The organism is Clostridia bacterium (genome assembly GCA_012840125.1).
GTDB lineage: Bacteria > Bacillota > DULZ01 > DULZ01 > DULZ01 > DULZ01.
Map to the genome: position 1 here is coordinate 12,993 of DULZ01000056.1, position 21,606 is coordinate 34,598.

General features: G+C 54.8%; 21 protein-coding genes. 16 read left to right on the forward strand and 5 right to left on the reverse strand.

Features of this window, described 5'->3' with window-relative positions; all coding sequences use genetic code 11:
• Nucleotides 1-115: 115 nt before the first annotated feature.
• The 6 genes from xth to GXX34_06995 all read left to right on the forward strand — a co-directional run bounded on the left by xth (nt 116) and on the right by GXX34_06995 (nt 5,524).
• A complete protein-coding gene (gene xth, locus GXX34_06970) occupies nt 116-871 on the forward strand; it encodes an exodeoxyribonuclease III (protein ID HHW07256.1) in 756 nt (251 codons plus the stop codon).
• A gap of 179 nt (nt 872-1,050) precedes the next feature.
• Nucleotides 1,051-1,680, forward strand: coding sequence for a hypothetical protein (locus tag GXX34_06975; protein ID HHW07257.1), 630 nt, complete (start codon nt 1,051-1,053; stop codon nt 1,678-1,680).
• Between the two features lie 33 nt (nt 1,681-1,713).
• Nucleotides 1,714-2,400: a response regulator transcription factor gene (locus tag GXX34_06980; GenBank protein HHW07258.1), complete on the forward strand. Its 687-nt coding sequence runs from the start codon at nt 1,714-1,716 to the stop codon at nt 2,398-2,400.
• Nucleotides 2,375-4,432 (forward strand): HAMP domain-containing histidine kinase, encoded by a 2,058-nt coding sequence (locus tag GXX34_06985; GenBank protein HHW07259.1) that lies wholly within the window; start codon nt 2,375-2,377, stop codon nt 4,430-4,432. Before GXX34_06980 ends, GXX34_06985 begins: the two co-directional genes overlap by 26 nt.
• Nucleotides 4,433-4,529: 97 nt before the next feature.
• A complete protein-coding gene (locus GXX34_06990; protein HHW07260.1) occupies nt 4,530-4,757 on the forward strand; it encodes a hypothetical protein in 228 nt (75 codons plus the stop codon).
• Nucleotides 4,758-4,804: 47 nt separating this feature from the next.
• On the forward strand, nt 4,805-5,524 hold the full coding sequence (locus tag GXX34_06995) for an NAD-dependent deacylase (protein HHW07261.1): 720 nt from the start codon (nt 4,805-4,807) through the stop codon (nt 5,522-5,524).
• 120 nt (nt 5,525-5,644) lie between these two features.
• On the opposite strand, the gene GXX34_07000 is transcribed toward GXX34_06995, so the two are convergent.
• Both GXX34_07000 and GXX34_07005 read right to left on the reverse strand, forming a co-directional pair.
• Nucleotides 5,645-6,868, reverse strand: coding sequence for a serpin family protein (locus GXX34_07000; protein HHW07262.1), 1,224 nt, complete (start codon nt 6,866-6,868; stop codon nt 5,645-5,647).
• Nucleotides 6,869-7,078: 210 nt separating this feature from the next.
• Nucleotides 7,079-7,624 (reverse strand): cyclodeaminase/cyclohydrolase family protein, encoded by a 546-nt coding sequence (locus GXX34_07005; GenBank protein ID HHW07263.1) that lies wholly within the window; start codon nt 7,622-7,624, stop codon nt 7,079-7,081.
• A gap of 396 nt (nt 7,625-8,020) precedes the next feature.
• On the opposite strand from GXX34_07005, the gene GXX34_07010 reads away from it, so the two are divergent.
• Entirely contained in the window at nt 8,021-8,440 is a 420-nt protein-coding gene (locus GXX34_07010; protein ID HHW07264.1) for a hypothetical protein, read from the forward strand.
• Nucleotides 8,441-8,939: 499 nt separating this feature from the next.
• Here GXX34_07010 and GXX34_07015 read toward each other — a convergent pair whose 3' ends face one another.
• Complete coding sequence (locus GXX34_07015) at nt 8,940-9,452, reverse strand: hypothetical protein (GenBank protein ID HHW07265.1); 513 nt, start codon at nt 9,450-9,452, stop codon at nt 8,940-8,942.
• 365 nt (nt 9,453-9,817) lie between these two features.
• Between GXX34_07015 and GXX34_07020 the strand changes: the two genes are divergently transcribed.
• The 9 genes from GXX34_07020 to GXX34_07060 all read left to right on the forward strand — a co-directional run bounded on the left by GXX34_07020 (nt 9,818) and on the right by GXX34_07060 (nt 19,486).
• A complete protein-coding gene (locus GXX34_07020; protein HHW07266.1) occupies nt 9,818-10,738 on the forward strand; it encodes a LysR family transcriptional regulator in 921 nt (306 codons plus the stop codon).
• 154 nt (nt 10,739-10,892) lie between these two features.
• Nucleotides 10,893-11,822: a 3-hydroxyacyl-CoA dehydrogenase family protein gene (locus GXX34_07025; GenBank protein HHW07267.1), complete on the forward strand. Its 930-nt coding sequence runs from the start codon at nt 10,893-10,895 to the stop codon at nt 11,820-11,822.
• Between the two features lie 45 nt (nt 11,823-11,867).
• Nucleotides 11,868-13,112 carry an MFS transporter gene (locus GXX34_07030; GenBank protein HHW07268.1) on the forward strand — a complete coding sequence of 415 codons (1,245 nt, stop codon included), beginning with the start codon at nt 11,868-11,870 and terminating at the stop codon, nt 13,110-13,112.
• Between the two features lie 51 nt (nt 13,113-13,163).
• Nucleotides 13,164-14,525 carry an aldehyde dehydrogenase gene (locus GXX34_07035; GenBank protein ID HHW07269.1) on the forward strand — a complete coding sequence of 454 codons (1,362 nt, stop codon included), beginning with the start codon at nt 13,164-13,166 and terminating at the stop codon, nt 14,523-14,525.
• Between the two features lie 21 nt (nt 14,526-14,546).
• On the forward strand, nt 14,547-16,193 hold the full coding sequence (locus GXX34_07040) for a thiamine pyrophosphate-binding protein (GenBank protein HHW07270.1): 1,647 nt from the start codon (nt 14,547-14,549) through the stop codon (nt 16,191-16,193).
• A 91-nt stretch (nt 16,194-16,284) separates the two neighbouring features.
• Nucleotides 16,285-16,605, forward strand: a complete 321-nt coding sequence (locus tag GXX34_07045; protein HHW07271.1) for an SCP2 sterol-binding domain-containing protein — start codon at nt 16,285-16,287, stop codon at nt 16,603-16,605.
• A 42-nt stretch (nt 16,606-16,647) separates the two neighbouring features.
• Nucleotides 16,648-18,384, forward strand: a complete 1,737-nt coding sequence (gene xsc, locus GXX34_07050; GenBank protein HHW07272.1) for a sulfoacetaldehyde acetyltransferase — start codon at nt 16,648-16,650, stop codon at nt 18,382-18,384.
• 189 nt (nt 18,385-18,573) lie between these two features.
• Nucleotides 18,574-18,945: an arsenate reductase family protein gene (locus tag GXX34_07055; protein HHW07273.1), complete on the forward strand. Its 372-nt coding sequence runs from the start codon at nt 18,574-18,576 to the stop codon at nt 18,943-18,945.
• Nucleotides 18,946-19,276: 331 nt separating this feature from the next.
• A complete protein-coding gene (locus tag GXX34_07060) occupies nt 19,277-19,486 on the forward strand; it encodes a hypothetical protein (protein ID HHW07274.1) in 210 nt (69 codons plus the stop codon).
• A 14-nt stretch (nt 19,487-19,500) separates the two neighbouring features.
• Here GXX34_07060 and GXX34_07065 read toward each other — a convergent pair whose 3' ends face one another.
• Nucleotides 19,501-19,653, reverse strand: a complete 153-nt coding sequence (locus GXX34_07065) for a helix-turn-helix transcriptional regulator (GenBank protein HHW07275.1) — start codon at nt 19,651-19,653, stop codon at nt 19,501-19,503.
• 176 nt (nt 19,654-19,829) lie between these two features.
• Nucleotides 19,830-21,365: a hypothetical protein gene (locus GXX34_07070; protein HHW07276.1), complete on the reverse strand. Its 1,536-nt coding sequence runs from the start codon at nt 21,363-21,365 to the stop codon at nt 19,830-19,832.
• Nucleotides 21,366-21,606 lie beyond the last annotated feature (241 nt).

Sequence of the window (21,606 nt, forward strand, 5' to 3'; positions counted from 1 at the left end):
GTTTGGGAAGGTAGGATGGGAAACAGGCATGGAAGCCGCCGTCCCAGGGGTCATTTCCAAAAGCCGGTTACGGTGTTATAATGGATACACCGAGGAAGGGACAAGGAGGAGCAAGATGAAGCTGGTATCTTGGAATGTAAACGGACTACGGGCTTGTCTAGCCAAGGGCTTTTTGGATTATTTTCAAGAAGTGGATGCCCATATATTTTCCATACAGGAAACCAAACTCCAAGCGGGACAAATCGAGCTGGAACTGGAGGGCTATGCACAGTACTGGAATTATGCCGTGAAAAAAGGGTATTCCGGCACCGCCGTGTTTACGAAAATTAAGCCCCTGTCCGTAAAATACGGCTTAGGCATAGAGGAACACGACCAGGAGGGCCGGGTAATTACGGCGGAATTCAACAATTTCTATTTAGTCAACGTTTACACCCCCAATTCCCAGCGGGGTCTGACGCGCCTGGAATACAGGATGAAGTGGGAAGATGATTTCCGGAACTACGTGACAGGATTGGACCGGGAGAAGCCCGTCATTATTTGCGGGGACACCAATGTGGCCCACCGGGAAATTGACCTGAAGAATCCTGAAGGCAACCGGAAGAATGCGGGCTTTACCGATGAAGAGCGGCAGAAGATGACGGAGCTTTTAGCGGCAGGCTTTGTGGACAGCTTCCGGTATCTTTACCCCGATAAGACAGAGGCTTATACCTGGTGGTCCTACATGTTCAACGCCAGGGAGAAGAACATCGGCTGGCGCATTGATTACTTCCTCGTCTCCGAGAAAATCAAAGACAGGATCCAGGACGCCCAGATCCATTCCCAGGTCCTGGGCAGCGACCATTGCCCGGTGGCTCTAGAAATTGACCTTTAGTGCTTGTAGGTCCCGCTAAACCAGCACAGTCCATATAAATAGCCTTGACGTGACCCCCACGTACAAGGCTATTTTTTTGTCATTTTAAGAAAACCTTAAGAATCTCATCCGGTGTTTCTTAAACTTTGACTTATATAATGAACCCTGAAACCAGCAGCAGCAAGGAAGGGAGGTGCAGTATGACTGCCGTCCTGTTGGACACGTTGCAGGAACTGGGCTTGGCCGGGCTATACATCGCCATGTTTTTGGAAGGTTCGTCCCTCCCGTTTCCCGGCATTGTCATGGCCCTGGCATACGGCTACCTGTTCCCGTCCAGCAGCATCCCCTGGATTGCCGCCGGCATGAGCGCCGTCTATTCCCTGGCCAGTTTAATTCCTTATTTTCTCGGCCGGAAACTGGGCTGGTGGCTGGAGCGAAGAGGGAGCCAAGGACTGGCCAAAGCCGGACGGATCTTCCTGCGCTACGGTTATTGGACCGTGGCCGCGACCCGGCCCATCGGGCTGGGCAACTATATCTCCTATGTAGCCGGCATGGCGCAGATGAAAGTGTCTCCCTATCTGGCCTTGACCTTTGGGGGCATCTACCCCTGGGCCTGCGCCATGCTCCTTTTGGGCCGGACTTTTCACGGCAATTATGAAGCGGTCCGATCATTTTTCCTTGCCCACCGCTTTGACCTGGGCTTAGCCGCCCTGGCAGCGGCGACCGCCGCCATGTGCTTCTTCCTGCCCGCCGGCAGGAAGAAAATACTGGCCGCCTTCAGCCGGCGGAAAGGAGAAGGGAACCGTACCCCCAGCCGGGAGATGTTATAATAGGGCAGAATACCAAACCGGGAGTGAGTTGTCATGAAGATACTGGTCTGTGATGACGATCAAGCCATTGTCGATGCTATTGCCATCTACCTGGAAAACGAAGGCTACCAAGTGCTTAAAGCCTGCCACGGGCGCGAAGCTTTGGAGCTCCTCGACACCCAGGAGATCCATCTCGTCATCATGGATATCATGATGCCGGAAATGGACGGCATTACCGCTACCCAGAAAATCAGGGAGGAAAGAAACATCCCGTTGATCATTCTGTCCGCCAAAGGGGAGGATTACGATAAAGTGCTGGGCCTCAATGTGGGCGCCGACGATTACGTTACCAAGCCCTTCAACCCGCTGGAGTTAATCGCCCGGGTCAAATCCCAGTTAAGGAGATACACCGTGTTGGGGGGCCTGGAAACCAAAAACAATGTCTACAAAACCGGCGGGTTGGTAATTGATGACGACAGCAAGAGAGTCACAGTGGACGGGGAAGAAGTCCATCTCACCCCGGTGCAGTACAAGATTCTCAAGCTGCTGACGGCCAATGCCGGCCGGGTCTTTTCCATTGAAGAAATCTATGAAAAGGTATGGAACGAAACGGCCTTTAACCCGGAAAATACGGTAGCGGTGCACATCCGCAAGATCCGCGAAAAAATAGAAATCAATCCAAAGGAACCGAAATACCTGAAGGTGGTGTGGGGAGTTGGCTACAAGGTGGAGAAAATTTAGCCATGGAGTCATGACCAAGGTGCTCGCTTTTATCTTGGCCGTGGCCTGTTTAACCGGCGCCGTGAAATTCTTTGTGGACGTAGGCGTGCAGGTGGACGGGGATTTCCCTATCGTCTTGGAAGACAATTACCTGGCCGGGCTGTCCTTTGTGGAAGAAATCGAACCCATGTTCAGGGATCTGGTGGACCTGGTAGGCAAATACAAGGATGAAGAGTACATCCTGCAAGGCGGGCTGGTAACAGAGGAACGGCTGCGGGAGGAAACCTGGAAACTGTGGTTCCACGGGGAAACTTTTCGCCCCGAAGCAAGCGATGAAGAGAACTTTAACAATTATCAAGAGCTGTACCCCGATAGAATAGCCCAGGTACGGGATACGCTCATTAAAAAAGATTTAAAAGCCTACCAGGCCCTCAAGCAGCGCTTGGCCGGATACCATGGGTTTGTGTATTACGCCGCCGGCGGTGAACACGTCTACACCAACAGCCGGGATACGGGGAAAGAACGGTTCAAATCCTATCCTGCCTACCTGCTGGCGGAAAACTACCGCTTTGAATTCTACCCGGAATCTTTTGCGGACAACCGTCACCTTTACCGGCTGACCCACCTGCTGGAACGGTTGGACCTGCTGGATACCAGGGTCTATGTAGCCTTTACGAACGATTTCCTGCAGGACAGGATGCAGGCTTGGGAGACGGCCAAGGCTGACATCGAAAGGGGCCTTTGGCTGGTGGCCGGCTTGCTGCTGGGTTTCCTGCTGTCCGTCACCTATTTGGTATGGACCGCCGGGCGCACGTGCGGGGAAGACAAGGAAGTCCATTTCCTGCCCGTGGACAAAATCTACAACGACCTCAATCTTCTCCTGTGCCTGGGGGCTGCCGCTATTTGGATCGGCGCGGTGGACTTCCTATTTGAGCGCATCGATCAAGTGATAGTTTACCTGACCGCGCCCACGGTCACCCTGGTGCTGCTCCTTTTCCTGTCCTTAGTGAAGCATTACAAGAACGGCACCCTCTGGAAACACACTTTACTCTACCGGTCTTTCCACCTGGCCTACAGGGCGGCTAGTCAAGTATACGCCAGCGGCAATTTGGCGGTGAAAGTGGTGCTGGCGGTGATCGGCTATCCCCTGCTGGTGGCCCTCACCTTCTATCTCGCCCCGGTCACCATTGGCTTGGCCGCCTGGCTGGCTTACCGGCAGGTGAAGACTTATAACACCATCAAAGAAGGTGTGGAGAAAATCAAGAACGGGGACATCCAGCACGTCATTCCCGTCACGGGAGAGGGGGAACTGGCCCGGCTGGCAGCGGATATCAACAGCATTGCCGGGGGGTTGAAAAAAGCGGTGGAAAACGAGCTGAAAAGCGAAAGGCTCAAGACGGAGCTCATTACCAATGTGTCCCACGACATCAGGACCCCGCTCACTTCCATCATTACCTACGTGGACCTGCTGAAAACAGAAGGGGATCCGTCGAAACAAAAAGAGTACATCAACATCCTGGACCAAAAAGCCAAGCGGCTGAAAACCCTCACCGATGATTTGTTTGAAGCGGCCAAGGCCTCCAGCGGCAACATCCCGGTAAACATCGAACGACTAGACCCGGTATCCCTCATCAACCAGGGGTTGGGAGAAGTCAGCGACAGGATTGAAGCCACCCGCCTGGATTTCCGGTTCCACCATCCCCAGGCAAAAGTTTACGTGGCCGCCGACGGGAGATTGCTGTGGCGCTCCATCGAGAACCTCTTGTCCAATATCTTCAAATATGCCCTGCCGGGCTCCCGGGTTTACATCGACCTGGAGGACCTGGGGAGTGAAGTGCGGCTCACCTTCAAGAACATTTCCGCTCACGAACTCAACATCTCGGCGGAGGAGTTAATGGAGCGTTTCACCAGAGGCGATGCGGCCAGGACCACCGAAGGCAGCGGCCTGGGCCTGTCCATTGCCAAGAGCCTCATCGAGTTGCAAAAGGGGAAATTCGGGATTGAAATCGACGGGGACTTGTTCAAAGCCATGATTACCATGCCAAAGTATTAGCCCCGGCTTCAAGGCCCCGGCCCCTCCCGGCAGGAGGCTAACCCGGGCACGGCCCGGCCAAACCGGGAAACTGCTGGGCTAAGAGAATTGTGCGACCATGAAGCAGCCATTTCAATGGAACCGGCGCTGCTTGATCCGGCGGCATGAACTGGTGGAGGCGGAAAACGCAGGCTCAGGTGGGTACGCCGGAGCTTCGGCCCAAGACCAAAAAGGCCTGCCCCGTTTAATGGACGTGAGGCAGGTCTTCGCTTTTCCCGGCATGCACCAACTGCCAAAGAAGCTAAAAACGGCCCCATTCAAAAGGAAAGCGGTGAGAATAGGCTAATATTTCTTAATAGAAGATAAAACCACGACACAGGTGAGGGGGAGCCTATGAAGAGCGAAATTGCGGAACTGGCCCGGCTGCTGACCAATGCCCTCCATGTGGTAGTGCTGACCGGGGCGGGCATGGATACGGAGAGCAACATCCCGGATTTCCGGAGCCAAACCGGTTGGTGGAGCAAGGTGGACCCGAAAAAGGTAGCCAGCGTTGACACCTTGGAGGAAAACTACGAGCTTTTTTACGAGTTTAACCGCATCAATTTGGAACTGCTGGAGAAATGCAAGCCCCATCAAGGACACTACGTCCTGGCCAAACTGGAGGAACAAGGCCTCATCGACGCCATCGCCACCCAAAACATCACCGGCTTCCACCGGCTGGCGGGCAGCAAGACCGTCTATGAGCTCCACGGGAACATACGGACCTTCTACTGCCATCGCTGCGGCACTCCCGCCACCCGGGAGGAGTTCCTGCAGAAGCAAAGCTGCCGCCGCTGCGGCCGGCAATTGCTGCGACCCGATGTGGTCTTATTCGGCGAAAGCCTGCCCCAAGAAGCTTGGACCAACACCGTTACGGAAATCCAGCAATCGGACCTGCTCCTGGTCATCGGCACCAGCCTCGAAGTGTACCCCGTCAACCAGTTGCCCCGCCTGGCCAGGGGCAAGACCGTCTACATCAACCTGGAAGAAGGCCGCCGCGCCGCCTATGATTTTGACTTGTTCATCCGGGGCAAGGCGGGGGAAGTGCTGCAGGAGTTGATGAACCTTCTCTGAAGGGGGCCATCAGGTGCTCAGGGGAACGTATCATACACAGGGGGACGGTTCTTGTGTGTTAACGACGACACAACAGATCCGTCCCCGCGTGCTTACGCCCCTGTGCTTTGGGCCCAGCCTTTATTCCACCGCCCACATCTTGCCCAGGAACAAGATGCTGCCGGTGTCTTCCTCGGCAATCACGAAGACAAAGGGCCGGTCGGCAATGAACCGCAGGGGCTCCATGGCCCCCGTCTCCCTCACTTCCACCACCGTCACCCCGGCAGCCTCGCTGCCCTCTTCATTGACCTCGATGACCGCCTTGTGCATTACCCGGTCAATATAGACATCGTCTCGAATTCCGGAAAAATCCGCCCGGTCCGTGAAAGCCTCCGCCATGCCCAGCTTGGACAAGCTGTCATTTAAGAGCTTGATGCCGTATTCCATTTTGAACCGGGGCAGCTGCACCACCACATCCCGCTGGGTGCTGACACTTTGCTTGATCTCTTCCCACTTCTCCCTGGTCAGGTTGTCGATAAAGGCGTTAATCTCTAATCCTTCCCTGGGCAGTACCACATACATGGCGGTTTTTTCCTTCCCGTAAGGGAGCCTGACCACCTGGTAGTCCGCCCCTTCCCCGTACTCGGCCTGACCAAATTTGCTCATCATCTGGACCGGCTGTTTGGCGCCGGTGCCGGCGCGGAATTCCGCCGGAAAAGTGTTTTTCCGGTCAAATTGTTCCGTCCACTGTCCTTTAAAATAGATGGCATTGATTAAATACATAATCACATCTTGAGGGATTTCCCCTTCCAGCATCTTGTCAATCTTACCTTCCGTGGCCTTGGCAATCCACCGGTTAATGGTTTCCGCGGCATCCGGCCGGGCAAAATCCAGTTCCGCCACTTCCGCCCGGAAAACGTCTTTGTTTACTTCCAGAAAAGCGGGCTGGATCTCTTCCCCGGCCCGGAGCCAAATGGAGTTGCCGATCTTTAACTCAATGTCCTTGTCCACCCCGGCTAAATAGCCCAGCAGCCGGCGGTAAGTCTCATTTAAAGATGCAAGCTCAATACCTTGGTAGTTCAGGGCTTCCGTCATCCCTTCCATGGTGGTGCCCCGGGCCCCCTGGTAAGTCATGGTAAGGGCTGTGGAGATACTTAAGGGCGAGATGAAGATGTTCTTTTCTGCATCTTCCCGGTTGATTTCCCGGAAAAGGTCAAAGGCAAACTCCGTGTTGCCGTCCAGCACTGCCGGGTCCAGCTTGCTCAAATCCACCTGCCGGCTGCCGGTAAATACCCCGGCTCCACACCCGGTGAGAATACCGGCGGCCAGGCAAGCCACCAGCAGCACCGTTCCCCATTTTCTCATTTGTTCTCACCTCTTGCTTGATTTCGTCGTTTACTCCTTTGACGAAATTTACCTGGATAAGTTCCCGTCCCCGGCCCCAGGCCGGGCTGGAGGCCGGATTACGATTCCACCCCCCGTCCCGGGAGGCCCGGCCGGAAAAAGCAAAAAGCCGCCAGGGATGGCGACTTGTACCAAGTATAGATAGGAAAAGCCCCCAGGCTTTACTTCCCATCACCCCCGGGGCTGCTCCGGCAAGGGGCAGCCGGATTTTTGCGGCATCAGTCCGTTATCCAAAACGGATTCCGCCGTGGCCTCCATGGCCGCCCTGGCCAGGTGCTGGACGATAAATAAATCAATCACACAGCTGGTGGCGCACCAGGACCTTAATGCCTCCGCCAGCTCCGTCAGCTCTTGGAGGTGATGCTTGATATCCTCTAAAGACCGGGCGGCGGCTTCGTAGCTCTGCTGCAGCCGGATACACTGTTCCATGGTTTTTCCCTTGGCTTCCCGGAGGGCTTCGATCATTTCCTCCACCACTTCCGTGTCCCGGTCCGCAAAAGCAAGGAACTTGTGCATCAGGGTTTCCGCCTGCTGCTGGAAATCCCGGTAACGCCGGGTCTCGCCCGGATTCCGGTTGGCCGACACCTGGCAGCACATCCTAATTAAGGCCGCTCCCATGGCCCCGGTGACAGCCAGTACACTTCCTCCTTTTGGTGAGGGAAAAGTGGTACTGCCTATGGCCTCTACATATTCCCGCACGGGTTTACCGGTAAACATGTAATCACTCCTTGTGCCAGAGTTAGGGTCAACCCTTCTCACCCAAGCCGGGCAGCACTTGAGCTTGGAAAAGCACTGGGTTTTCGCCCTTCCCTAATTATCTTGTTCTAAATTGCCCGGTTTTTACCTCTTGAGGATGGCAAATTTAATGGTGTACTAAAACGGGCCCGGGATTGCACCCGGGTACACGGTACTTGGCGGTCCGGAGCACACCATGTGGCCGGGAACCCCGCACCGCAATAAAGAACCGGCCCCTGAGAAATGACGAAATTAATGCTATTTAAAGAATTTTCATTTGCTTTTTGCAAGAATATTTATTATATTTAAATTACCATAAGACTATGGCAAACTCCTAGCAAAATTTTCGGGAAAACCACCTGCAAGGAGGCGAACCCCATGCGCAGACGCTACCATCTCATGACACCGGAAAAAGCTTGGCAGAGGTACGGCTACGGGGTAAGCGTGGAGTTTTTCATCACTGATTATTTCTACGCCGGTCACAAGGATATCTGGGAAATGTGCCGGCAGCACATCTCTGACGGCATCTGCCAGGTGGACGGCTTGGTGACGGTAGAAGAAAGAGCCCATGTGACGAAGCTCTTCTACCAGTACGTCAGGAATTATATCGACAGCCAGGGAGGCATAGACAAGTTACAGCTCTTAAACCACCCGGACCACGATTTCGCCTGGCACGAGGATCTCGATAAGCTGATTAGCGACCTAAAGGAACTGGAGACATCATATAAAGAAACCGCCCAGAGCGAAACGGCAACCACTCCTGCTTTTCTAACCCCGGCACGCCAGGACCTGCTGTAGACCTCCTCACCGGCTGCAAAGAGCCCTGCCGGCGGAAGCATTCCGATTAGTGGCGCCACCCGCCAAACCCCGCACCGGCACGACAGCACCGGCCGGCCTCTGAGCACTAAAGGACGACACCGGATGATGCCCCGGTACAAAAAACCAGCCGCTGTTTTTGCAAAAGCCCAATGTCCCCTCATTATTAGAGTGCCCGCACAAGTGTCCGTTTGCACAAGCTGTCAAAAACCTCCCCCGTTAGTTAGTTCCCTCCGTCACGAGATTTCCTTCAACGGCCATCCATGAATGAAAAATTGCTGCTCGGGTTAAGTCCAACTTTCACCCGGACCGAGGTTTCCTTAAATATAGCTTCGTAACATCCCCTTTTCATGCCAGGCTCCTAGGCAGCCATCTACCGGTCCGGTTCCCTTTGCCCGCAACGATGACAGTGGCCCGGTGCCGTTAAAATCCGCGCTCTTATGGCCTCCACCGGGGCTCCCGCTCTTTTCTCCCCTTGGTCCTATCCTTTCATCCCCGGGCCCGCTTGCCGCAAGAAACGCAGCAAGTTGACCAAACCCCGGGCACCGAAAAAGCACCCGATTCCGATTAGCAGTTCCGTGATAACCCCGGCCAGGTCACGGACATAGACGGCCGGCGTACCGGGCATCCACCGGTCAGCCGCATATATATTGGTTACGACTCTGACCAGTTTCGGCAAGGCATTCCCGGCGAAGTAAAGGCCGAGGACGGAAAAGGCCAGGCGCTGTAGTTCCTCGGCGCTGACAGCTTCTCCCCCGTCGCCGTCCTGCCTGCCCCTCACCATCAAGGCAGCCACCTGGCCGGCCAGGACCCATAACAGCACCCCGGAAACAAGATAACCTAACGGGTACAGCACCGCGGGCAAAATGTCCGTCTCCATCACCGGTACGGAAATGTATAGGTAGACAGCATTAGACAAAAGATTAACACCCTGCATCACTAAGAAAAGCCCTAACACTTTGCACGCCAATCCAGCGAGCTCTCTCCCGCTCACGGGCAGCCCTCCTTTGCCGACAAAAAGTTGCCAATATTATACACTGTTTTCCTCTCACTGGACAACAGCCTGTGCCGGACCTGGCGCAGAATCAGGTTTCTCTACCGGCGGATAAACTCAGGCTCTTTCCCCTTATTTGTGAAACTATGTTATAATTAAGCTAGATAAACCAATTAAGTTCTTTTGTCGATTTGAACCTAACGGGGCATACCGGGACCATACCAAGGGTCGGGACCGGCCTTCGCCAAAGGCGCAGGATCAACCGGCGCTGGGGACATCTGGTCGCAGCACCCAAACAAGCAGCTAACCCAGGGCTACCTATTCAGGTTACCCATACAATACTAATGACAGGATGGATGGGCTATATGCGAATTGAGCAGCTGCATTACCTGATTGCCGTAAGCCAGCACAAATCCATGACGGCAGCAGCGAAGGAGATTCACGTATCCCAGCAGAATCTCAGCGTCGCCCTGCGCAATTTGGAGAATGAATTCGGGGTCCAGCTTTTGGTCCGCTCCCCCCAGGGCATCGCCCTGACACCGGAAGGCGAAATGTTCGTCCACAAGGCCCAGGAAATTGTCGCCAAGATTGACGAGCTGTATGACCTGTTCAGCAAAGAAAAACCGGTGAAAAAAGTGCTCAAAGGCCGGCTGCAAATCGAAGTCGTGCCTTTTATGACCCTGCCGGACGTCCTGGTTTCTTTCCAAAAGCTCCATCCCCAGGTCACCCTGACCCTGCGGGAGAACAGCCCGCCGCGGATTGTCAAGAACGTAGCCCAGGGCATGAGCGATATCGGCATTATCATCCGGACCGTTGATGAACCGGGTTTAGTGAGATTCATCCATGACCTGGGCCTGCATTACGATACCATCATCGAGGACCGTGTTTTTGTATGCGCCGGCAAGAAATCACCCCTCAGGCACAGGCACGTCATCTCCCTGCCCGAGCTCTTGAAACAAAAACTCATCGTCTGGGGCGTCCTGTACGACTGGCTGCTGGAGATCCTCATGGGCCACCAGGACCCCGCCAAACTGCAGATCCAGAAATCGGACAACGTGCAGATCTACAAAAAAGTCATTGAAGAAGGCCTGGCCGTCGGTTTTGTCACCGGTATCGGCTTGGAAAAAGAGCTGATCTTTAAAAAGGGTGAAATCAAAGCCATCTCCATCGAGCAGCACAACCGCATCAGCATTGCCCTGGTCTATCCCCCTGAAAATGCCCTCAGCGAAACAGCCAAAGAATTCATTGCTCACCTGAAATCCGCCACCCAGGATTATCGTGGCTGATCTTTTTTTACCCCAGTCACAAATGTCATTTGTAACAAACGTTGAAAATTCAAAAATTATCTGTTAGCCATTTCCAATTACCCGCGGTACAATTATGTTAAGAGGTTCACAAGCTCGCGGAAACCTCGTCATCATGCTCAAAGGGGGAATAAAAATGAAGGTGGCAGTTGTTGGTTCTGGTGTGATGGGGCCCGGGATTGCTCAAGTGTTTTTAATGGGGGGGCACCGGGTGGCGCTCACGGACATTAAAGAAGAAGCTTTAACCGCCGGCGCCCGGGAAATCAAAAACAGCCTGGAGCTGATGGTTTCCAAAGGGATCAGCGACCTGGACGTGCCCGCCCTGTTGGAGAATCTGGAAACCACCACCGACTTAGCAACAGTCAAAGACGCCGATTTAGTAGTGGAAGCAGTCCCTGAGGTAATTGAAATCAAGAAAAAGGTCTATGATGAACTGGACCGGTACTGCCGGCCCGACGCCGTCGTTGTCAGCAACACTTCTGCCTTTCCCTTGCCCGACATCTTCCCGCAATTCCGGCCGGGAAACTTCTTCGTGGCTCACTTTATGAATCCTCCGCAGATCATTCCCCTGGTGGAAATTGTGAAAAATGACCGGACCAACCCGGACAAGGTAGCCTGGCTCAAAGGGGAACTGGAAAAGTGCGGTAAGAAACCCATTGTCATCAACCAATTCATCAAAGGTTTCCTCATCAACCGCATGCAAGCCGCCATGGCCCGGGAAGCCCTCTACCTGTATGAAAAAGGCATTGTCTCCCTGGAGGACCTGGATACTGCAACCACCGCCTGCATCGGCTTCAAATCCGCCTGGCAGGGCACCTTTGAAACCATGGATTACATCGGCTTGGATACCTGCGCCTTTGCCTACAACGTGATCTTCCCGGATCTCTGCAGTGACACCACGGTACCGGGAACCATCATGCAAAAAGTCAAGGAAGGCAAACTGGGCCTGAAGACCGGCGAAGGCTTCTTCACCTATCCGGATGGGGCCGCCGATGTTTCCCTGGAAAGACAGTCCGGCCTCTTGGAGCAGCTGAAGCTGTTTAACGCCTACCTGCTCAAGAAATAAAGATTACCCGCAGTCAGAACCCTCTTATACGGGAGGCAATGGTACATGAGTTCAAATACAACGGCAAGTAAGAAACTGGTCTTCACCGATCGCCAACGAAAACTGTGGCCCATCCTGATCCTGGGTGCCTTTTTCGAGGGTTTTGATGACGCCCTGGTGAACATCGCCTTGCCCTACATCCAGGCCGACTTCAACATGAGCACCCAGTTGACGGGCTATGCCTTGTCTATTATCGCTTTCGGCACCATGGTGGCCTTTTTCGTCTCCCGGCTGGCGGACAGCATCGGCCGGCGCAAAGTCTTTCTCATGTGCGTGTACATGTATTCCATTTGCAGTTTCTTGACCGCTTTTGCTCCCAATGCCCAGCTGTTTATCTTCATCCAGTTTGTGGCGCGGATCTTCCTTATCGGCTGCTGGTCCGTGGGCTATGTGATCATCTGCGAGGAGTTCTCCACCGAGCACCGCGGCACCGCCGTCGGCCGGTTCCAGCTCACCGCCGTACTGGGAGCCCTGCTGATTGGGATCCTGCTCCCCATTTTTACCAAGATCGGCTTAAGCTGGCGCGCCCTCTACGTGGCCGGGGCCTTCCCCTTGATCCCGGTCCTGCTGATGAACAAGCGGCTGCCGGAAACGGAAGCCTTCCTGCAGTTGCAGGAAGAAAAGAAACAAGGCAAGCGGCAAGAAAAAGAAGACTTCTTCGGCCCCTGGCGCCATCCCTTTACCAGGTACATGGTGGTCATGTGCTTGATCTGGTTCTTCCTGTATTTCGGCATTAAGGGCACCCTGAACTTCTTCTCCCTCCGGGTGGTCAACGAACTCAGCTGGACCCCCAACATGGTGAGCTTGGGCCTGGTCCTGCAGACCTTAACCGGCATCATCATCATCGCCGTGAACGGGAAGATGATGGACACTATCGGCCGCAAGCGGGCGGCTACCATGATCATCATCCTGGGCTGTGTCTTCAGCGTCCTGACCTTTACCTTGAAGAGCTTCTACCTGGTGCTGTTCTGCAGCATCATGGCCGCCGGTTTTGTCAACTCCTTCTTAATCGTCGGCTCCACTTTAACCAACGAGCTCTTCCCCACGGAAATCCGCGCCAATGCCATGGCCTGGTCCAATAACATCGTGGGCCGCATCGGGCAGATTGCCGTACCCACCGTGGTCACCACCATGGCGGTCTGGCTGGGACTGGGGAATGCCACCGCCGTCGCCGTGGCTTTGCCGGTGATTTCCCTGCTGCTGATCCTGGCCTTCCTACCGGAAACCGGTAAGAAAGAAGCGGCCAAATAGTCCTGATAGATAGTATGGAAGGATGTGTATAAAGGCGTGACCAGTAACAAAATCAGTGAAATCACCACCAAACAAAGAGATTTCTTCGCTACCGGCCAAACCTTGCCGCTATCCTTCCGTCTCGAGCAGCTCCGGCGGCTGAAGTCCTGCATTACGGACCACCGGGAGGAAATCCTCCTGGCCTTACGCAAAGACCTGAACAAGGCACCTTATGAAAGTTATGCGACGGAAGTAGGATTGGTATTAGAGGAAATCAGCTTTGCCCTGAAGCACTTGCCTAAATGGGCGCGGCCCCGGAAAGTGAAAACGCCTTTAGTGAGCTTCCCGGGCAAGAGTTACATCTACCCCCAGCCCTACGGCGTAGCTTTGATCATGTCACCTTGGAACTATCCTTTTATGCTGGCGCTGGTTCCCCTGGTCGGGGCCATGGCGGCGGGGAACTGCGCCGTACTTAAGCCTTCGGCTTACGCCGCCCATACCTCGGCGGTGCTGGCCGGCATCATCCGGGATACCTTCCCGGAAGAGTACATCGCCGTCATTGAAGGGGGCAGGGAGGCTAACCAGGCCCTGCTGCAAGAGCAGTTTGATTACATTTTTTTCACCGGCAGCGTCGGTGTCGGGAAAATGGTCATGCACGCTGCCGCCGAGCATCTCACCCCGGTCACCCTGGAACTGGGCGGCAAAAGCCCCTGCATCGTGGATGAGGATGCCAACTTGGACCTGGCCGCCAGGCGCATCGTATGGGGCAAATTCCTCAACGCGGGCCAGACCTGTGTGGCCCCCGATTACCTGCTGGCGCACCGGAAGGTAAAGGATGACCTGATCCAAAAGATGTGCCGGGCCATCCGGGATTTTTACGGGGAAGACCCCCTGGCAAATCCCGATTACCCGAAAATTATCAATGAAAAGCACTTTGAGCGGCTGCTGGGCTACCTCCGGTCCGGGCGCATCTTATACGGAGGCACCGCCCGCCGGGAAAAGCTGGTCATTGCCCCGACCCTGTTGGACCAGGTGCAGTGGGACGACCCGGTGATGGAAGAAGAGATCTTCGGCCCCATCATGCCGGTGGTGGAATTCGACACCCTAGACGAAGTGGTAGAGCTGGTGAATGCCCGGCCCAAACCCCTGGCCTGCTATTACTTTACCGGGAACAACGCCAAAGCCGAGGACCTCATTCGCCGGGTCCCTTTTGGCGGGGGCTGTATCAACGACACGGTGGTGCATGTGGCCTCCACCTACCTGCCCTTCGGGGGCATTGGAGAAAGCGGCCTAGGCCGGTACCACGGCAAGACCAGCTTCGACACTTTCTCCCACCTCAAGGGGATTATCAAGCAGTCCGCCAAGTTCGACATTCCCGTCAGGTACCCGCCCTATGACGGGAAGATGAAGCTGATTCAAATGCTGATGAAATAAAACACAAAGGAGGTTTCGTACATGGAAGGAAAATGCAGAGCAGGAGCCCTGGTCGCTGAGGTGTTGAAAAAAGAAGGTGTGCAGTACCTGTTTGGTATCCCGGGGGGGCACGTGTACCCGGCCATGGAGCGCTGTGAAGAACTGGGCATCCCCTTTATCGGGGTACGCCATGAGATGACCGCTGCCTTTGCGGCGGAAGGATGGGCCTTGACCACCGGTAAACTGGGGGTCTGCACCGGCACCGCCGGCCCCGGCGTGACCAACTTGCTCACCGGTTTGGCCAACTCCTATGTGGGGGGCTTCCCGGTCTTCGCTTTGGGCGGCAAGGCCAGGATCAGCGAAGAGGACCGCAACCAGCTGCAAGACTTCAACCAAATGCCCATCTTAAGCAGCATGACTAAATACGCCCGCCATGTGGTGGAGGCGGATAGGATCCCCGAATATGTAGGCCAGGCCATTGCCCAGGCCACCACCGGCCGTCCCGGACCCGTCTACCTGGAAATCCCGCGGGACGTCATGGAAATGGAAATTGATGCTTCAAAAATAGAGCTCCAAGAAAAATACGTGGCCGCCAGCCGGCCCATGGGGGATCCGGCCAGCATTAAGGCCGCCGTGGAACTCATTAAGAATGCGAAAAAGCCGGTCATCATCGCCGGTTCCGGCGTCTGGTTCTCCCAGGCCCACCCGGAACTGCAGGCCTTCGTGGAGAAAACCGGCATCCCCTTTGCCACCCGCAATGCCGCCAGGGGCTGCATCTCCGACAAGCACCCGCTGTTTATCAGCCCCGGCTATGACCATCCCATTCTCCAAGCCCTGCTGTCGGAAGCGGACCTGGTGATCCTGGTCGGCACCAGACCGGGCTACACTTTAAGCCCCGGCAACTTCCGCAAGGGACTGAAGATCATCCGCATCGACATCGATGCCGCCGAGCTGACCAACCAGCTGGACATCACCGTGGGTATCCACGGGGACGCAAAACAAGTACTGCAGCAGCTCACCGGGGAACTGGACCAGAGCAGCTATCCGGAATGGGTCGGCTTTATGAATGCTGTTAAACAGCAATTCGCCGGCATGTTCGGCCAACTCTGCGATCCGACCCATACCCCCATCCACCCGGTACACCTGATGCACCAAATTGCCCAGCGCATCGATGAAGATACCGTCGTGGTCATCGACGGCGGTGATACCGCCATCTGGGCCACCTTGATCCTTCCCGCTTACGGGCCCGGCCAAATGCTCTCCATCGCCTCCACCAGTTTCGGACCCCTGGGAGTAGGCATGGGTTACGCCATCGCCGCTAAACTGGCCCACCCGGATAAGAAAGTGATCCTGGTCACCGGTGACGGGGCATTCGGATATGGTATGGCCGAATTCGATACCTTGCAGCGCTACAACTTGGACATCACCACCGTTATTCTGAACGACGGCCTGTGGGGCATGATTAAACGCTCCGAAGCCAAGAAGGCCAAAGGCAAGACCAAATTCGTGGGCGTGGATCTCATGAACGAAGTCCGCTACGAAAAAGTGGTGGAAGCCCTGGGCGGCTACGGCGAATTCGTCACCGACCCCGCTGAGGTGGGCAACGCCATCGACCGGGCCTTGGCCTCCGGCAAGATGTCCTGCGTCAACGTCATTACCGATCCGCAATTCGGACCGCCCAGCCGGTAAGAAGGCTGCTTCAGGCTACCATCCGGGACAAGGGAGCTTTCCCTTGTCCCATCAACAATCTACGGAGATTACAGCATAGGAGGTAAAAACATTGAGCGTCAAAGAAGAAATCTATGCCTTTTGCGAAAAAATGAATGCGGATCCCAGCTATATGGACGGGGTAGATTTGACTTTCCAGGTGAACTTGAAAGAAAGCGGTCCCATACAAATGGTCATCAAAGACAGCCGGATTACGGTCTACGAGGACTGCCCCCATCAACCGGACCTGACCATCACCATTTCCGATGAGGATTATGCCAAACTGCTCAAGAACCAGCTGAATACCACCGTGGCTCTCATGACCGGCAAGGTCAAAGTGGACCGGGTGGATAAAGCCTTTAAACTGTTGGAAATCGTCAAGAACTACTATTAAAATGGTTAAACACGTTACACGAAGCAAGGAGGAGAGAGAACTGTGGCAAAAGTGAAAATGACCCCCAGTGAAGCGATCTGCGAAACACTGCTGGCGGAAGGAGTGGACCACGTCACCGGTATCGTCGGTTCTGCTTTCATGGATCTTTTGGATCTATTCCCCACGGCAGGGATTAAATTTATCTCCGTCCGCCACGAGCAGTCCGCCGGGCACATGGAGGATGCATATTCCCGCATCACCGGCCGGGCCGGCGTGGTCATCGGGCAAAACGGTCCCGGGATCACCAACATGGTGACCTCCGTGGCCGCCGCCAACATGGCCCACACCCCCATGGTAGTGATTTGCCCTTCCGCCGGCAGCACTACCGTGGGCTGGGACGGTTTCCAAGAAGCCGATACGGTGCAGATCTTTAAAGCTATTACCAAGGAAGCCATCCGGGTGCCCCACCCCTCCCGGGTAGCCGATTGCCTGCGCACCGCTTTCCGCATTGCCTATGCTGAAAGGGGCCCCGTCCTCTACGACATCCCGCGGGATTATTTCTACGGTGAGATCGAAGAGGAGATTCTCCAACCCCATCAATACCGGGTGGACCAGCGGGGCTGCGGGGACCTGGCCGCCATTGAAAGAGCCGTGGAACTGCTGGCCTCAGCCCAGCGGCCCGTGATTCTCTCCGGTCGCGGCGTGGTCGATACCAAAGCCAAAGACATCGTGGCCAAGATTGCCGAACTTTTGACGGCGCCGGTAGCCTGCACTTATCTCCATAACGACGCTTTCCCGGCGGATCACCCCCTGTGGTTAGGACCCATCGGCTACATGGGTTCCAAAGCGGCGATGCAGACCCTGGCGGAAGCCGATGTGATCCTCGCTTTAGGCACAAGGCTGTCGGTCTTCGGTACCCTGCCCCAATATGACATCAAGTATTTCACGGGCCAGGCCAAGATCATTCAAGTAAACATCAACCCGCGGCATATCGCCAGAACCCACCCGGTGGAAGTGGGCATCATCGGCGATGCCAGGGAAGCGGCTCAGGAAATCCTGAAGCGGCTGCAGGCCCGGTTCCTGGAACCCCAGGCGAAAGAAGACTACCTGCAAGTCATCAAGAGCCGGCAAGAGGCTTGGGATAAGGAAATCCATGAATTAGCCATGGTGGACGGCAACCCCATCAACCCGCGCCGGGCCCTGTATGAAATTCAAAAAGTGTTGCCCGGCAATGCCATCGTAGCCACCGACATCGGCAACGTGGCTTCCACGGCCAACAGCTACCTGCGCTTCAAAGGGGAAGGAATGCACATCGCCGCTTTGACCTTCGGCAACACCGGTTTTGCCTACCCAGCGGCTTTAGGAGCCCAGCTGGCCAAACCGGAAGCCCCGGTAGTGGCCATTATCGGCGACGGCGCTTGGGGCATGAGCCTCCACGAAGTCAGTACCGCCGTGGAACACAACTTACCCGTGGTGGCCATCGTGTTCCGCAACATGGCTTGGGCAGCGGAGAAGAAGAACCAGATCGACTTCTACAACAACCGCTTTGTCGGCGTCGAAATTCCCAATCCGGAAAGCTTCGTCCCGGTAGCGGTGGCCATGGGCGCCGAGGGCATCCGGGTTACCAAACCGGAGGACGTGGGCCCGGCCTTGGCAAGCGCTTTGGCGTCTCGGAAACCTACGGTCCTGGAAATCGTCTGCGATGGGAGCCAACTGGCCCCGCCCTTTAGAAAGGACGCCCTGAAGAAACCCACCCGGTTACTGCCCAAGTATCAACACCTTGACATCAGGAATTGGTAGCTTCATAAGCAAAGGATCCGGAAACACGCGTCTTCCGGATCCTTTCTTTCTGCCGTCATGCAAAGGTTTATGCCGGAACCCCTCACTGTCACCCCGGTCATGGGAAGCTCGCCAGGGTTCATCGGATTGACAACCAGGCGCTGCCATCGTTACAATGAAGACACAATACTGAAGAATCGAGGGATGTTTATGCCGTGGCTCTTGCTGGATTATCCTAAATGATCGACGGTACGGAGGGCCAAGGATTGGCTCCGCCAAAAAGGAATAGCTTACGAAACCCGCCATATCCTCCATGAGCCTTTAACCAAGGAAGAAATCATGGATCTGCACCGGAAGAGCGGCCTGCCTTTAAAAAAGTTTTTCAATACCAGCGGCGTCAAATACCGGGAACTGGGATTAAAAGACATCATTGACACCGCCCCGGAAGACGAATTGTACGATTACCTGGCCGCCCACCCCATGCTGGTGAAAAGACCGGTGCTGACCGACGGGACGACGGTACTGGTGGGCTTTCGGGAAAAAGAATGGGAAGAGGTATTTGGCGGGAAGGAGCCCAAGTAACGGATAACAGTATTTGAGAGGTGGAAGCGGCGAGGGCGCCCACCTCTTCGCGTTGTAAGGCAAAGGGATGCTCCGGACCCTACCCGCCCCCCCGACTCCAATTACTCATTGCATAATTTTTCCATTTTCCCAGTCAAACCCCTTGACCTAGTGCTAACTATGTATTATAATTACTGAAAATTCGCAAAAAATCTGTGTTTGTATTTGATTTGACCCGGTTCCGTTGCGGCATGAAAGGGACGGGAATGGGGCCAAGCCTGGCAAGCCCTGGGGGTATAACCCTGCATACTGCCCAGCAGGCGCCAACCCCAGCGAGGTAAAGGAGGATTCTATGACCGGCAAGCAAAACAAACAAGAAGAATCGCCCGTTGAGCGCATGAGGGAAGCCGGGGAGAAAATGACAGCCATCGGCTGCCTGATGTTCATTGTTTTCACTGTTCCCCTCCTCATGGCTGTAACATTCGGCAAATGGGGCTTCTGGGCCGGCGTAGTCATCGGGCTGGTTTTGCTGATCACAGGCTTCAGGCAGGTTAACGGATAGGTTACCCCTTCCTCTCAGTTCAACCCTGGCCTCTCACAAAACCCTTTTTGGCATTTTGAAACATAACTTTGATCCACGCCTAAATACTCAGCCGCCACCTTTTGAGTGAGGCCGCATTTTTGCCGCCATTCACTAAACCTTTTGCCAACCAACTCGCCATTTCCCATAAGATTTCCCCGCAAGACGCCCGTAGAGCCCATAAGGGAGGCCGGAGAAAGAAGAACAAAACCCGGGGACGGTAGCATCCCTGGGTTTGATGGTGATGGGCTTTTCCCTCAGGCTATGTGCCATGGAAAAACAGCGGCCGGCGAAGAACCGGCCCCGCTCGCATATGAAATAACTATCACCTGCTCAAGATCGTCTCCATTTTATCCGCCAGCACGATGATGCCTTTGGTCTTTAAGCGCGGGAAATTAGCATACTTCCAGTAGCTGTCGTCAGTTTCCGATTTTTTAATAGGAGTGATCACCTGCTCCAGTTTTCCGCTTAATAAATCCCCATATTCTCTGTCGATTTTCACCAGATCAAGCCCCAACTGATCCCGCTGGGTATGATAGATTACCACCCCGTTTTCGTCGGTGATACCAAAGGCATCCACTCCCAATTCCTTGGCAACGGCAGCCACGTTGTTCTGGTCAATCACCCGTTCCAGATCCAACTGTTGGGCGCGCTTGCCCAGGTTTTTCAGCCTGCTTTCCAAGACCCGGTCGCCTATAATTTGCTGGAGCTTGTCACTCTCACTATGCAGTTTCACCGTCAAGTCCGACACCGACTCCAGGATGGAATACTGCTCTTCGGCGGAAGCGGCAATCTCCTCGCTGAAGGCTACCGTTTCCGCTGCGATGCGGTGCAGGGGCTCGATGCACCGGGCCACTTCTTGAATGGAAGCCTGGAGCTGTTCATTGGTACTGGATACCTCCTGCAAGTGATGGGCGATCTCCTGGAAGACGTGCCCCACTTGCCGCAGCCTTTGCTCCGTTTCGCCCACTACCCGGTTACCATCCTTAGTGCTGTGGTGTACCTCTTGCACCTTGGCCGCCGCCGCCACGATGTCCGTTTGGATTTCTTTGATAATTCCCACAATGTTGTCTGCGGCCTCCCCCGCTTCCTGGGCCAACTTTCGCACTTCCTCGGCGACCACTGCGAAACCTCTGCCGTTCTCCCCTGCCCTGGCCGCCTCAATGGCGGCATTCAGGGCCAGCAAGTTGGTCTGCTCCGCAACGGCGGTAATGCTGTCCACAATTTCCGCAATGCCCCCGGCTTTGTCCTTGAGGGCCAAAACCATGCCGTAAAGCTCTTCTGCAGAGCCGGAGATCTCCCCCATTTGGGATTTCAAAGAGTTGGAGGACTGTTCACATGCCCTGGTTTGCAGCAGGGCCGTCTCGCTGATGGACCGGCATTTCGCCACGTTGGCATCCTGGAGTTTACTGGCTTCAATCATGTGATTGGAAGCCCTGGCCACGGATTCCACCATGCTTTGCTGCTCCTGCAGCTCTTCGGCAATGTCGGCACAGGTGGAACTGACCTGCTCCGCCGATGCGGTCAATTCGTGGATGGCCCGGTCTAAATCATCACTCATTTGCAGCACTTCACAGGAAGAGTGGAGCATCTTCTTGTTGGATTCCTTGACATATGCGGCCAGCTCCAGCAGCTTTGGATCATCCGACGCCTGCACTCCCTCGTAATTGCCCTGGGCTACCTCCAAAGCCCGGCTGACCATGTCCCCCCGGTCCCGGGAACTTTGGCGCAGCAGCAGGAAATTGCCGTATGCTAAAACCACCACCCATAAGACAACCCACCAAACTTGATTGGCCAATAGGATCACTGCACAAGAAATGAAAGCTACCAAATTGAAGACCACTACTTCCTGTTTTTTCATCAGCTTTCCTCTCCCATTTAAAAATTGGCCTTTTAATTAAATTATTCTTTATTTCTTGCCGAATCCCTTCCGTCACATTTCGACATGCAGAATACTTTTTCTCATGGAACAGTGCTTCACTGGTAGCCCGGCAAGAAGGGTCGCGGCCATAAAAAACAAAATGAGAAGCATCAGACAGGCGAAGCTTCTCATTTTGAAGGCTAGGCTATTCTATTCATCCCGTTGCACAAAAGAAGGATAT

Bases quoted from the DNA above. Each gene is read 5' to 3' on its own strand.
- GXX34_07005 (HHW07263.1), bottom strand. From the start codon at position 7,624: ATGTTTACCGGTAAACCCGTGCGGGAATATGTAGAGGCCATAGGCAGT.
- GXX34_06990 (HHW07260.1), top strand. From the start codon at position 4,530: ATGAAGCAGCCATTTCAATGGAACCGGCGCTGCTTGATCCGGCGGCAT.
- GXX34_06975 (HHW07257.1), top strand. From the start codon at position 1,051: ATGACTGCCGTCCTGTTGGACACGTTGCAGGAACTGGGCTTGGCCGGG.
- GXX34_07060 (HHW07274.1), top strand. From the start codon at position 19,277: ATGACCGGCAAGCAAAACAAACAAGAAGAATCGCCCGTTGAGCGCATG.
- GXX34_07065 (HHW07275.1), bottom strand. From the start codon at position 19,653: ATGGGAAATGGCGAGTTGGTTGGCAAAAGGTTTAGTGAATGGCGGCAA.
- GXX34_06995 (HHW07261.1), top strand. From the start codon at position 4,805: ATGAAGAGCGAAATTGCGGAACTGGCCCGGCTGCTGACCAATGCCCTC.
- GXX34_06980 (HHW07258.1), top strand. From the start codon at position 1,714: ATGAAGATACTGGTCTGTGATGACGATCAAGCCATTGTCGATGCTATT.
- GXX34_07070 (HHW07276.1), bottom strand. From the start codon at position 21,365: ATGAAAAAACAGGAAGTAGTGGTCTTCAATTTGGTAGCTTTCATTTCT.
- GXX34_07020 (HHW07266.1), top strand. From the start codon at position 9,818: ATGCGAATTGAGCAGCTGCATTACCTGATTGCCGTAAGCCAGCACAAA.
- GXX34_07040 (HHW07270.1), top strand. From the start codon at position 14,547: ATGGAAGGAAAATGCAGAGCAGGAGCCCTGGTCGCTGAGGTGTTGAAA.
- GXX34_07000 (HHW07262.1), bottom strand. From the start codon at position 6,868: ATGAGAAAATGGGGAACGGTGCTGCTGGTGGCTTGCCTGGCCGCCGGT.
- GXX34_07030 (HHW07268.1), top strand. From the start codon at position 11,868: ATGAGTTCAAATACAACGGCAAGTAAGAAACTGGTCTTCACCGATCGC.
- xth (HHW07256.1), top strand. From the start codon at position 116: ATGAAGCTGGTATCTTGGAATGTAAACGGACTACGGGCTTGTCTAGCC.
- GXX34_07010 (HHW07264.1), top strand. From the start codon at position 8,021: ATGCGCAGACGCTACCATCTCATGACACCGGAAAAAGCTTGGCAGAGG.
- GXX34_07025 (HHW07267.1), top strand. From the start codon at position 10,893: ATGAAGGTGGCAGTTGTTGGTTCTGGTGTGATGGGGCCCGGGATTGCT.